General features: G+C 72.3%; 10 protein-coding genes. All 10 read left to right on the forward strand.

The window, feature by feature from the left end:
* Nucleotides 1-510 precede the first annotated feature (510 nt).
* Nucleotides 511-1,098 (forward strand): hypothetical protein, encoded by a 588-nt coding sequence (locus AB0C02_RS29775; RefSeq protein WP_357552452.1) that lies wholly within the window; start codon nt 511-513, stop codon nt 1,096-1,098.
* 771 nt (nt 1,099-1,869) lie between these two features.
* Entirely contained in the window at nt 1,870-2,520 is a 651-nt protein-coding gene (locus tag AB0C02_RS29780; RefSeq protein ID WP_357552453.1) for a response regulator transcription factor, read from the forward strand.
* Nucleotides 2,521-2,826: 306 nt separating this feature from the next.
* Nucleotides 2,827-3,243 carry a hypothetical protein gene (locus AB0C02_RS29785; RefSeq protein WP_357552454.1) on the forward strand — a complete coding sequence of 139 codons (417 nt, stop codon included), beginning with the start codon at nt 2,827-2,829 and terminating at the stop codon, nt 3,241-3,243.
* A complete protein-coding gene (locus tag AB0C02_RS29790) occupies nt 3,233-4,522 on the forward strand; it encodes a hypothetical protein (protein ID WP_357552455.1) in 1,290 nt (429 codons plus the stop codon). Before AB0C02_RS29785 ends, AB0C02_RS29790 begins: the two co-directional genes overlap by 11 nt.
* A complete protein-coding gene (locus AB0C02_RS29795; RefSeq protein WP_357552456.1) occupies nt 4,519-5,391 on the forward strand; it encodes a hypothetical protein in 873 nt (290 codons plus the stop codon). Before AB0C02_RS29790 ends, AB0C02_RS29795 begins: the two co-directional genes overlap by 4 nt.
* 2 nt (nt 5,392-5,393) lie before the next feature.
* On the forward strand, nt 5,394-7,211 hold the full coding sequence (locus AB0C02_RS29800) for a hypothetical protein (protein ID WP_357552457.1): 1,818 nt from the start codon (nt 5,394-5,396) through the stop codon (nt 7,209-7,211).
* 9 nt (nt 7,212-7,220) lie between these two features.
* Nucleotides 7,221-9,602 carry a phage tail sheath C-terminal domain-containing protein gene (locus AB0C02_RS29805; protein ID WP_357552458.1) on the forward strand — a complete coding sequence of 794 codons (2,382 nt, stop codon included), beginning with the start codon at nt 7,221-7,223 and terminating at the stop codon, nt 9,600-9,602.
* A 28-nt stretch (nt 9,603-9,630) separates the two neighbouring features.
* A complete protein-coding gene (locus AB0C02_RS29810) occupies nt 9,631-10,092 on the forward strand; it encodes a phage tail protein (RefSeq protein ID WP_046566633.1) in 462 nt (153 codons plus the stop codon).
* Nucleotides 10,089-10,895, forward strand: a complete 807-nt coding sequence (locus AB0C02_RS29815; RefSeq protein ID WP_357552459.1) for a hypothetical protein — start codon at nt 10,089-10,091, stop codon at nt 10,893-10,895. Before AB0C02_RS29810 ends, AB0C02_RS29815 begins: the two co-directional genes overlap by 4 nt.
* A gap of 203 nt (nt 10,896-11,098) precedes the next feature.
* The coding region (locus AB0C02_RS29820; RefSeq protein WP_357552460.1) for a hypothetical protein at nt 11,099-12,170 on the forward strand (1,072 nt) is incomplete at its 3' end.

Here is a 12,170-nt window from a genome sequence, read left to right on the forward strand (position 1 = left end):
TCGGCGAGGTGGTTCAGGGTTCGGCTGGACAGCGGGATCGTGGAGGGGTAAGACAGCACAGGCGAGGCTCCCGGTCGGGGCATCGGATCTTGGTCAACTGCTGTCTTACCTGGAGCCTCGCCCTCATCGATCTCGGGGCTCGCCGCACCCGCCCTGAGCTGCAAGATCAGCTTGAAAAAGGCTCAATGCAATCAATTCTGCTGCCTGCCCCGGTGTGCCAGTACGGCCGTAGAATCCGGAGTTCTTGAAATTGCCGCGTGGCGCAATGCGGAGCCCTTCCCCATCACGCCGCCAGGGCGGGCTACATAGGCTAGTCAGGGGAAGGCGCGCTCACCTTGCCATGGTCGGCATCGTCGCTACGCGCCGAACAGGTCGTCGAGGGGTGCGGGTGCCGATAATGTCGTCCGCTCTGGTCACGGCTACTCTGACCACCGCGGCAGGATCTTGCGCTGGTCGAATTCTGCGGCATGCATCGGATCGTCGGCGATGACTGGGCGATGATGCCTGGCTGTGCTGCTTCGACTGGCCTACCTCGGCGTGACCAACGCGCTCACGCTGCTGCGGCTGCTACCCATGAGCGACAGCGCCAAGGATGCGGAGATCCTGATCCTCAAGGACGCCGGCATCGACCCGGCACCCCAGCGGACATCGCAGACCTGGGCCGCGTTTCTCCGCTCCCAAGCCCAAGCCATCATCGCAGCCGACTTCTTCGAAGCCTCCACGCTGAACGGCGCCAGACCGTACGTGCTGGCGATCATCGAACACGCCACACGCCGGGTGCGTATCCTCGGCGCCACCGCCCACCCGACCGCGGCGTGGGTAGCCCAGGCCGCCCGCAACCTCGCCATGGACGTTCAAGACGCCGGATGCCAGGTGAAGTACCTCATCCGCGATCGCGACGGCAAGTACCCCGCCCTGTTCGACGCCATCCTCGCCGACACCGGCACCATGATCGTGCTCAGCGGTGTCCAGATTCCCCGGATGAACTCGATCATGGAGCGGTGGATCCAAACCTGCCGCCACGAACTATCCGCCGACGGGACCGTCTCGGCGGCCTCCTCAATGAATACGAACATGCCGCCTGAACTGCACGGATAGGTTTTCGGCACCCGCAGCGGTGGCAGCGTGGCCTGGTAGGACAGCGGGCCGCCGAACGCCTGTGCGCGGCGCGCAGCAACGCCGCGCCGACCTCGGGCTCGGCGGTCAGGTCGAACCAGTCCAGCCAGGGCCGCACCGGGCGGAGGCAGGCAGGCGGCGCGGCCGACGACCCGGCCGCCGCGCAGGGCGACCCAGGTGCGCTCGGGGCGGTAGCCGCCGCCGGCGACCCCGTCGGCGTAGCCCATCTGGCGCAGCTGCGGCAGCGGGTCGGGCAGGGAGTCGAACAGGTTTTCCTCGCCCGCGACGAGCGGGCGGATGACCAGGTCGGTCATGAGGAGGGTCCTCCGGGAAGGCGTACGCCCCGGTCAGCTCCGCGAGGACGCCGGTACGCGGACGGGGCGCAGAACATCGGACATTGTTCTGACCTCCTTCCGGCTCGTCGGCGTACCCGGGAACCTACCGGAGTCGACGGCGCGCCCGCAACGCTGTCGTCGGTCGGTCCCGACCGATGTTTGCCGCGCGGCATGGACCGCAATTCTGGAATGGACGGTCCGCACAGCGGTTCGACGACATGACGCATTGTCCACCACCGCGACAAAGTCGGCGGATCATAAGCCGTCGGGCGCGTCCCGCACGGCGTGACCATGTCGACTAGGTGTCACAGGACTTGTGCGTGCGGGCCGCCGAGTTATCTCCTGTGCACAGGGCGGTGGCCATGCCGCGTCCGGGCCGGGGAGACGCACAGTGATGATTGAATCCGAGGGGACATCGGTGCGTGTCCTCGTGGTGGACGACATTCGGCTCTTCCGCGATCACGTGCTCGATGTTCTGCGCGCGCAACCGTTCGTCGAACGGGCGGCCGGGGCGGCCGACGCCGAGGAGGCCCTGCGCGCGGTCGCCGACCACGGCTTCGCGGTGGCGCTGGTGAGCCTGGCGACGCGGAACAGCCTCGCCATCTGCCGGCGGCTGGTCGCCGCCGCGGCCGACACCCGGGTCATCGCGCTGGGCGTCTCCGGCACCGACGACGAGGTGGTGGCCTGCGCGGAGGCGGGGGTGACCGGCTACCTGCTGCGCGACGAGACGAGCGACGGGCTGCTGCGGGTCGTCGCCGCCGCCGGGCGCGGCGAGGTGACGTGCCCTCCCCCGGTGGCGGCGGCGCTGATGCGCCGGATGGGGCAGCGCGGGCGCGTTCCGGGCGGTCCCGCCGGGGAGAGCCGGCTGACCACCCGGGAGCGCGAGATCCTGGGTCTCATCGACGAGGGCATGTCCAACAAGGAGATCGCCCGCAAGCTCAACATCGAGATCCGCACCGTCAAGAACCACGTACACAATCTGCTGGAGAAGCTCGAGGTGAGCCGTCGCGGCGAGGCGGCGGCCCTGGTGCGCGGCGCCCGCCGCCCCGCCCGGGCGCCCGACTGGTGACACCGGTCGGGTGATGGCCCCGGCGAAAAAGGGGCGGTGACGCGCGGAGGACCCCGTTCAGGTCCGGTCCGGAAAACCGATCGTCCACCCCTTTCGGCGAACGGCCGACCGCATTTCGCTGATCGCCTGAATTGGTGTCGCACAGCGGACAACCAATGCATCCCGGCGGCCGAGGAAATCAATGGGGTACCACCGGTCCTGGTACCAAAGGACCAGTCCGCGCCCTGGTCCCTAAATGGGCACCAAGCTCCATTCTCGACCGCCGCCCCCATTCGTACCGTGATAGGTGCCGCACGGAGGAGGCCGATGGTGCCAGCAATTCGCATACTTCTCGGCGGCGTGGCGACGACGGTGCGGGACGCGGTTCTGGCGGCCGTCGAGGAACAGACGGACCTGGAGCTGGTCGGGGTCGCCGCCGGTCCGTGGGAGCTGTTGCAGGCGGCCGGCGCGCTGGCGGCGGACGTGGTCGTGGTGCCGGCCACCGCCGGTGCGCTGCCCGGGGTCGCCACGCACCTGCTGGACCAGTACCCGGGCATCCGGGTGCTGGCCGTCACCGGGGCGGGGACGGCGGTGAGCTACCGGATGCGCCCGCAGCTGGTCGAGGTCGCCTGCGCGACCCCGGCCGAGCTGGCGGCGGCGATCCGGGCGGACGACGAGGCGCAGCGGTGCGCGGGACAGCCGGCGGGAGCGGACGAGGGTGAGGGGGAACGGCATGGCCAGTGAACTGGTGCACGGCTTCGAGCAGCCCTGGGTCTCCTCGGCCCCGGCCCTGCTCGACAGCACCGTCACCGGGTTCCGGGTGCAGGGCGCCGGCAGCCTGCGGCTCACCGCGCACGCCGGGGCCGCGGGCGTCACCGCGCAGCTCACCCCGCCGGCGCCCCTGGACCTCACCGACTATGACGAGCTGCGGCTCTGGACGTACGCCTCGCGCGCCGCCGACGGCACGCCGGCCGCGCCCTTCCTGCTGGAACTCTCCTACTCCGACGCGGCCGACGCACCCGGTGAGGAGCACCGCTGGCTGATCCCGGTCAACCGGCGGCGGACCTGGGAACAGCACCGCTTCGGCGTCGTCGGCGACCGGCGCGGCCAGGTCACGGGCCTCACCCTGCGGGTCCTGACCGACGTGCCCTTCGAGATCCACCTCGACGAGCTGCTGGCGGTGCGCGACGAGGCGCTGCTCGACGTCGAGACGGCGCTGGTGCGGCTGCTCGACGGGCTGCCGCTGCCCGGCGTGACCGCGCTGCCGGTGCAGCCGGCCGCGGCCGGCGCGACCACCCTCGTCGTCGGCCTCAACCGCGCGCTGTACCCCGGGAACCGGCTCACCGTGGACGGCACGTCGGGAGGGCACGCGGTGACCGCAGCGGCGCACGACGAGGTGGCCGGCACGACCACCCTGACCGTCACCCCCGCACTGGGTGCGGCCGTCGGCCCCGGGGGGAGCGTCAGCGTCACCGCCCCGGTGGTCGTCGAGGAACCCCCGTTCACCGACGTCACCGCCGTGGACGGGCTGCCCGATCCGGTCGTGCTGGTCACCCTCACCGACCAGCGCGAGGAGCCCGAACGGGGCTGGAACATCCCGCAACGTGACTCGTTCCGCGTCCGGGACGGGCTGACGGTGTGCAGCCTGCGCCCGCCGCCGCGACCCGTCCTCGCCGAGTACCAGATCCTGCCCGCGGCCCGGCACCGGGCCCATTCGCTGGCGTTGCGCACGGAGATCCTGCGCCGGGTCGGCGTCGACACCGGGCTGCGCGTCAACGGCACCGTCCTGCCGGTGCAGACGCTGCTGCCGCCACCGCTGGACATCCGCACCCGCGCGGTGCCGGCCCCCGTCTACCTGCACGTCGGCACCCGCGTCGAGCAGGGCGCCCGTACCGAGGCGCCGTGGGTGCGCCAGGCGCGGCTGCAGTCCGGCCCGCTGGACACCCCGTGGGACCCGGCGGGATCCGCGCCGCCGCCGACGCCCGGGCCCGAGGACCAGGAAGGAATCGTGCTCCGGATATGACCGGCTACCGGCTCCGCGAGGGGGCCACCCTCGTGCTGCGCGTCGACGACGGACCGTGGCAGACCCTGACCTTCGACACCGACACCGTGCCGGACGCCACCGCCGACGGCGCAGAGCTGCGCGCGACCGGCGAGCAGCTCGCCGCGGCGTTCGACGGCGTCGACGGGGTCACCGCCGACGTGGACCCCGACGGGGCGCTCGTGCTCGCCACCGAGGGCACCGGCGAGAGCACCGTGCTGGAGATCGACCCGGCGGCCTCCACCGCGGCCGCCGCCCTCGGGCTGGGCGCGGGCGGCCCGGTCGCCGTGACCGGCCACGGGCCCGGCTCGGCCGTGCTCACCGGCGGCACCGCCGGCCCGTACGCGCTGCCGGCCGGAGCGTCGATGTCCGTGCAGGTGGACGGGCGGTCCCGTCGCAAGGTCACCTTTGACGACCAGGAGGGCCAGTGGAGCGCCGACGACGTGGCGGCGCGGATCAACCGGCAGCTGCGCCGCGCGGTCGCCCGGGTCACCGGCGACGGGCGCGTCCGCCTCACCTCCCCCACCCAGGGCGTCGGGTCACGGCTCACGGTGAGCCCGCCGGCGGCGGACGTGTCGGACGCCGCCGCCGTCCTCGGCTTCACCGGCGACGCGGCACACCGCGACCCGTACCGCACCGCACCGGCGCGGCTGGTCTGCCGGCCGGTCGCCGGCACCACCGTCCTGGAGAACCTCACCTCGGCCCCCGTCGAACTGCAACTGCCCACCGGCCGGCAGGTGCTGCCGGCCCGCGGACGTCTCGTCGTCGCCTCCGGCACCGCCGCCGACGGCCTGCTCCGCCGCCTCGTCGGGCAAGGGACGGTCCGGATGTCGCCAGAAAGGAACTCGTAGCGATGGCACTTCAGGTAGGGGTAAACGTCACCGAGGTCGATGGGCGGGCCAGCCCCGCGCTGGCGGCCGCGCCCACCTCCGTCGCGGCGTTCGTCGGGCGGACCCGCCGGGGCGTGCCCGACCAGGCCGCCCGGGTCAGCAGCCTGGACCAGTTCACCGCCCGGTTCGGCGGCCACCACGCCGACGGGTACCTGCCGCACGCGGTCACCGGGTTCTTCCTCAACGGCGGCCGGGAGGCGTACGTCGTGCGGGTCGCCGGCGCCGGCAGCCAGGCCCCCCGGGCCACCCTGAACGACCGGCAGGGCACCCCGGCCGCCAGCCTGCGGGTCAGCGCCGGCTACCGGGGCGTGCCCGACCCCGGGGTCTGGGCGCACGCGCTGCGCCTGGACGTGCGCGACGATCCCCGGGCCAGCACCACCGTCGGGGCCGCCGCGACCGCCGCCGCCACCACCGTGCAACTCGCCTCGCTGGCCGGGGTCGAGGTCGGCTCGGTGCTGCGGATCGCCTCCACCACCACGCTGTTCCGGGTCGTCACGGCCGTCGACCGGGCCACCCGTACGGTCAGCCTCGGCGCCGCCACCGGCGAGGCCGTCGCCGCCGGGGTGGCGGTCAGCAGCGCCGAGTTCCGGCTCGTCGTGCGGCAGCAGGACCCCGCGACCGGCGCGTTCCCGGTCGTCGAGACCTGGTCGAACCTCTCCATGCAGCCGGGCTCCCCCGACTACGTGCTGGACCGGCTCAACCACCCGGTCACCGGCTCCCGCTACGTCACGGTCGCGGACCTGAGCACCGGCGCGCCCGGCGTCGACCTGCCCGCCGTGGCCAGCGGCGTCGCGCTGACCGGCGGCAGCGAGACCGCCGCCGGGGCCGGCGACCTGCTCGGCGACGCGGCCGCGCGGACCGGCCTGCACGCGCTGGACACCGCGGCCGTGCAGCTGCTGGCGGTGCCCGACGCGCACCTGCTGCCCGCGGTGGGCGAGGCGCTGGTGGTCCGGGGCGCGCTGGACTACGCCGCGGCGCGCGGCGACTGCGTGTACGTCGGTTCGGCCCCGGACCGGGGTCACCCGGCCGGCACGACGCCCCGGTCCGCGGCCGACTACTCCGAGACCGTCGCGCACTACGCCCAGGCGGTCAAGGAGTACGCGGCCCAGTTCCAGGGGGCGAAGGTCTACGGGGCGCTGTACGCGCCGTGGATCCTGGTCGCCGATCCGGCCGGGGTCGGGCCGGCGCCGGTCCGGTTCGTCCCGCCGGACGGGCACGTGATGGGCGTCTACGCGCGCACCGAGCAGGAGCGCGGCATCCACAAGGCCCCGGCCGGGGACGCCGCCGCCGTACGCGGCGCGCTGTCGCTGGCCGCCGCGTTCAGCGCCGGGGAGCACGACGACCTGGTCCGCAACGGGCGGACCAACGGACTGCTGTCGCCCGGTGGGCGGACGCCCACGGTGGCCGGCTCCCGGACGCTCTCCACCGACACCCGCTGGCAGTACGTGAACGTCCGGCTGCTGTTCAACTTCGTCAAGTCGTCGCTGCGCGACGGGCTGCGCTTCGTCCGGCAGGAGCCGCACACCGAGGCGCTGCGGCGGATGGTCCGGTTCAACGTGATCACCCCGTTCCTGCTGGGCCTGTGGCAGCAGGGCGCGTTCGGCTCCGACCCGGCCGAGCAGGTCTTCACCGTCAAGTGCGACGCGGAGAACAACCCGCCCGCCGACGTGGACCTCGGGCTGTTCCGGGTGGAGGTCTATTTCTATCCGGTCCGCCCGGCCGAGACCGTGCACCTCATCGTCGGCCAGCAGCCCGGCGGCGGCACCGCCGCCGAAGCCTAGGAGCAGCTGATGACCATCAACCTCGGCGTGACCGTCGTGGAGGTCGACGGCAAGTCGTCCCCCGCGATCGTCTCCGCGCCCACCTCGACCGCCGGGTTCCTCGTCCGCAGCGCGCGCGGCGCGCCCGACCGGGCGGTCCGGGTCCGCGGCTTCGGCGACTTCGTGTCCAGTTTCGGCGGCTACACCGCCGACGCGTTCGGTGCGTACGCGGTCCGGGGCTTCTTCGACAACGGCGGCTCGGACGCGTACGTGGTGCGGGTCGTCGGCGCGGGCGCCCAGGCGTCCACGGTGGTGCTGAACGACCAGGCCGGCACCCCGGTGCCGACGTTGCGGCTGCGGGCCGGCGCGCGCGGTGTCGCCGAACCGGGCGCCTGGGGCGACGCGCTGAGCGTGGCCGTCGAGCCGCACCCGCTCGGCGTCGCCTCGGTGCCCGCCCAGGTGGTCGGCGGCGCCGTCGAGCCGTTCGCGCTGACCGACGGGGCCACCGCCCAGTTCACCGTCACCACCCGGGGCGTCGACCAGGTCGGCACCGTCACCTTCCACGCCGCCGACTTCGCCACCATCGGCGCGGCGTCGGCGCAGGAGGTGGCCGCCGTCATCAACCGGAAGACCACGGCGGTACGGGCCGCGGTCACCCCGGACGGCGCCGTCGCGGTCGCGGCGGTCGCCACCGACCCCCGGGTCTGGTCCCGGCTCGCGGTGACCGCCCCGGCCGCGCTCGGGTTCACCGGCGGCAACGCCAACAGCGACGGTGCCCTGGCGGCGGGTCGGACGGTGGCGGCGCTGTCGTCGGCGAGCGGCTTCCGGATCGGCTCGGCCGTGCGCTTCGCCGTGCGCGGGCACGCGATCGGCACCGCCGCGGTGGCCGCGACGGTCGCCGACGGCGCGGGAGTGCTGGTGACCACCGACGGCGGGCCCGGGGAGACGATCGTCTTCCACAGCGCCGACTTCGCCAATCCGGCGGCGATCACGGTGGCCGAGGTCGCCGCGGCGATCAACCGGCAGGCGGTCGCGTTCAGCGCCGAGGTCACCCACAACAACCGGCTGGCGCTGCTGTCGAACCGGGACGGGTCGGGCTCCACCATCGCGCTGGCCGCACCCGGCAGCGGCGGCGACGCGCGCACCGCGCTGGGGCTGGCCGGCGCCACCCCGGTCGCCGGCTCGCAGACGTTCCGGCAGCTCACCGCGGCGTCGGAGACGTACCGGCTGATCGGTTGGGGGTCGAGCCCGGCGTTCCCGGCGCTGCCGGCCGCCGCGGTGCGCGTCTCCACCGTCGAGTTCGACCTGGTGGTGCGTCGCGACGGCGCCGAGGTGGAGCGCTTCGGCCCGGTCAGCATGGTGGACAACCACGACTCGTACGTGGAGGCGGTGGTCAACGATCCGCGCGGCGGCTCGGCGTACCTGGTCGTCACCGACCTGGGCAGTGCCTCCGGCGTCGGCCTGGACGCCCCCGGGCCCGGCGTGTACTCGCTCACCGGCGGCGACGACGGGGCCGACCCGGCCGACACCGCGTACCTGGGCGACCCGGCCCAGCGCACCGGGCTGGAGGCGTTCAACGAGGTGGCGATCCAGTTGCTGGCCTGCCCGGAGTCCACCTCGATCGGGGTGGCCGCCGGGGCGATCGGGTACTGCGAGCGGCGCGGCGACGCGATGTTCGTCGGCACCGTGCCGTACGGCTTCGACCGCGAGGGCGCCAAGGCGTACGCGGCGGGCCTGCGCGGCCGGAAGGTCTTCGGCGCGCTGTACGGCCCGTGGATCCAGGTGGTCAACCCCGACGTGGCCACGGCGGCGGCGCAGCCGCTGGTGTGGGTCCCGCCGGTCGGGCAGGTGCTCGGCACGTACGCCCGCATCGCCGACGCGCGGGGCGTGTGGAAGGCGCCGGCCGGGGACGAGGCCCGGCTCTGCGACGCCCTCGGCGTCGAGTACGACATGACCGACGCCGACCACACCGACCTGGTCCGCAACGGCGGGGTCAACGGCATCCGGGCGCTGCCCGGCGCCGGCATCGTCGTCGACGCGTCCCGGACGCTCTCCACCGACACCCGCTGGCTGTTCGTGAACGTCCGCCGGCTGTTCAACTTCGTCAAGACCTCGCTGCGCGACGGCCTGACCTGGGTGGCCCAGGAACCGCACGACGAGGCGCTGCGCCGGATGGTGCGGTTCAACGTCGTCACCCCGTTCCTGCTGGGCCTCTGGCGCCAGGGGGCGTTCGGCTCCGACCCGGCCGAGCAGGTCTTCACGGTCAAGTGCGACGCCGAGAACAACTCCCCGGCGGACGTGGCGAACGGGTTCTTCACCCTTGAGGTCTATTTCTATCCGGCCAAACCGGCCGAGGCGATCCTCATCGTCGTCGGCCAGCAGGACAGCGGCGCGACCGCGACCGACGGCTGATCAGCGGCACACGGGAAAGGCGAGACAGATGGCAGAGCTGACGTTCCAGGAGTCGTACCGTACGCACGGCTTCCTGGTGGAGATCGAGGGCACCCAGTGCCCGGTCACCAAGGTCACCGGGTTGAACGAGGGCATGACCGAGACGATCGAGCAGCCCGACGGCGGTTCCCCCACGGTGCACAAGATCTCCAGCGGCATCATCAAGTTCGACACGCTGGTCATCGAGCGCAACATGGACGGCAGCCGGTTCGACGGCTTCTTCAAGGACTGGTTCGCAGAGATGTTCCAGCTCAACGGGAACACCAACACCTCGTCGGTACGGCGCAACGGCGCGGTGATCAAGCTGGAGAACGGCCAGGAGGTGCTCCGGTTCGCCTTCTACGGCGCCTGGGTCAAGTCCTCCAAGCTGTCCGATCTTGAGGCCGGCAGCTCCGGGTTGTTCAAGCAGACCCTGGAGCTGGAGCACGAGGGCCTGGAGCGTGTCTCGTGACGATGACCGAGATCGAGGTCCGGCCCCGCCGGCCCCGCGAGCACGAGGTGCGGCTGCCCGTCGGCCACCTCGACCTGGACGGGCGGCTGCACCGCACCGCCCTGCTGCGCAAGATGACCGGACACGAGGAGGCGCTGCTCGCGGACCGCAAGCTGCGCGCCAACGGCGGCAAGATGGTCACCGAGCTGCTCAACGGCTGTGTCCGGGGGATCGGTGAGATCACCCAGGTGAACCGGTCGGTGATCGGCGCGCTGACCTCGCCGGACCGCAACTTCCTGCTGCTGGAGCTGCGCAAGCTCACCTTCGGCACCGAGCTGGAGGCGCACTACACCTGCCCGTCGTGCCGGGAGACCACGGTGGTGGTGGAGGACCTGGAGACCTTCCCGGTGCGCCGCAGCGACGGGCTGGGGATCCCGGAGATCGTGGTGGAGCTGGAGGACGGCTTCGAGGACCGGGCCAAGGACGCCTGGTACAACGTGCTGCGCTTCCGCCTGCCGATCGGCGCCGACGAGGAGCGGGTGTCGCTGATCGCCCGGGACAACGCGGCCAAGGGCACCAACGCGCTGCTGGCCCGCTGCCTGGTCAGCGTCAGCGGCGACGGGGAGGAGATGCCCGACAACCGCCGCGAGGCGCTCGGCACGAAGATCCTTTCCGACCTGACGATGAGCGACCGGGGCCGGATCGAATGGGCCTTCCGCGACGAGATGCCCGGCGTGGACCTCAGCCGGGAGTTCGACTGCGGCACCTGCGGCCGGCCGATGCGCACCTCGCTGGACCTGACCAGTTTTTTTACCCCGAGCTGACCGACGCCGACCGGCTCCGGCAGGAGGTCTTCGCGCTCGGTTACCACCTGCACTGGAGCTGGTCGGAGGCGATGGGACTGGAGATCGACGAGCGGCGCGCGTACGTGCGGCTGCTGGCCGACGTGCTCGCCGAGCAGAAGGCCGAGATGGACCGGGCCCGGGCGCAGTCCCGGCACTGAGACCAGGAAGGACGGTGAAGCGCGGTGGACGGGGTGCTGCCCATCTCGCTGTCGCTGAGCGACAACAGTGCCCGGCTGATCGGCGCGTACGTGCGCAGCGGCCTGGTCGACGTGGTCCGCCCGCCGCTGGACCGGATCGAGACGGCCCTGCTGGCGCTGCAGGACGGGCTGCGGATGATGAGCATCGACGTGGTCGACGTGTTCAACGGCGTCGCCGACCGGCGGCTCAAGGTCCAGATCATGAACGAGGCGCTGCTCGACCACATCGAGGCCACCCGGTGGGCGGTGGCATACCTGAGCTACAACACGTTCCTCGAACTGCTCGACCACATCGCCTACATGCGCTGGCTGGACGGGCGCTCCCACCTGCACCTGCACCAGATCATCGAGGGGCTGGCCCGGATCGAGAGCCTGGTGGCCACCTTCGCCACCGAGGTCAGCGGGATCGGCTCGGTGATCATCGGGCTGCTCCAGGCGATCCTGGACAAGCTCAACCAGGGCCTCGGGCTGACCGGGACCATCCAGATCATCGTCACCGGCGCCGATCCGCTGGCGAACATCGACCTGCTGAAGCTGCTGGGGCTGATCGGCCTGCTGGCGCTGGGCCTGGCGGTCATCGTGGCGTTCCTGTTCGGCGTCAGCGCGGCGCTGGCCACCTTCGGCGCGGGCGCGCTGAAGGCGGCCGCGGCGGTGGCCCTGCTGGCCGCTGGGCTGATTCCACTGATCAACGTGCTGGCCAAGTTCAGCCTCGGCGAGCTGGGGATGATCGCGTTGGGCTTCGCCGCCATCGCGCTCTTCGTGGCCGCGCTGGGCAAGGCCTTCCAGCAGTTCACCACCGACCTGGAGAAGGTGATCCCCCACCTCAACACCTTCTTCGACGCCATCGCCAAACTCATGACCACCCTGTCGAAGTTCAAGGTCGGCGAAATGATCACCATCGCCGCCGGCTTCGCCGCCATCGCCGGCTTCGTCGCCCTGCTCGGCAAGGCCTTCCAGCAGTTCACCACCGACCTGGAGAAGGTGATCCCCCACCTCAACACCTTCTTCGACGCCATCGCCAAACTCATGACCACCCTGTCGAAGTTCAAGGTCGGCG

The sequence above is a fragment of the Micromonospora sp. NPDC048999 genome (assembly GCF_040649295.1).
GTDB lineage: Bacteria > Actinomycetota > Actinomycetes > Mycobacteriales > Micromonosporaceae > Micromonospora.

What these genes read in the sequence shown, in the direction of transcription:
- AB0C02_RS29800 (WP_357552457.1), top strand. Translation starts at nt 5,394, where the DNA reads ATGGCACTTCAGGTAGGGGTAAACGTCACCGAGGTCGATGGGCGGGCC.
- AB0C02_RS29790 (WP_357552455.1), top strand. Translation starts at nt 3,233, where the DNA reads ATGGCCAGTGAACTGGTGCACGGCTTCGAGCAGCCCTGGGTCTCCTCG.
- AB0C02_RS29795 (WP_357552456.1), top strand. Translation starts at nt 4,519, where the DNA reads ATGACCGGCTACCGGCTCCGCGAGGGGGCCACCCTCGTGCTGCGCGTC.
- AB0C02_RS29810 (WP_046566633.1), top strand. Translation starts at nt 9,631, where the DNA reads ATGGCAGAGCTGACGTTCCAGGAGTCGTACCGTACGCACGGCTTCCTG.
- AB0C02_RS29785 (WP_357552454.1), top strand. Translation starts at nt 2,827, where the DNA reads ATGGTGCCAGCAATTCGCATACTTCTCGGCGGCGTGGCGACGACGGTG.
- AB0C02_RS29805 (WP_357552458.1), top strand. Translation starts at nt 7,221, where the DNA reads ATGACCATCAACCTCGGCGTGACCGTCGTGGAGGTCGACGGCAAGTCG.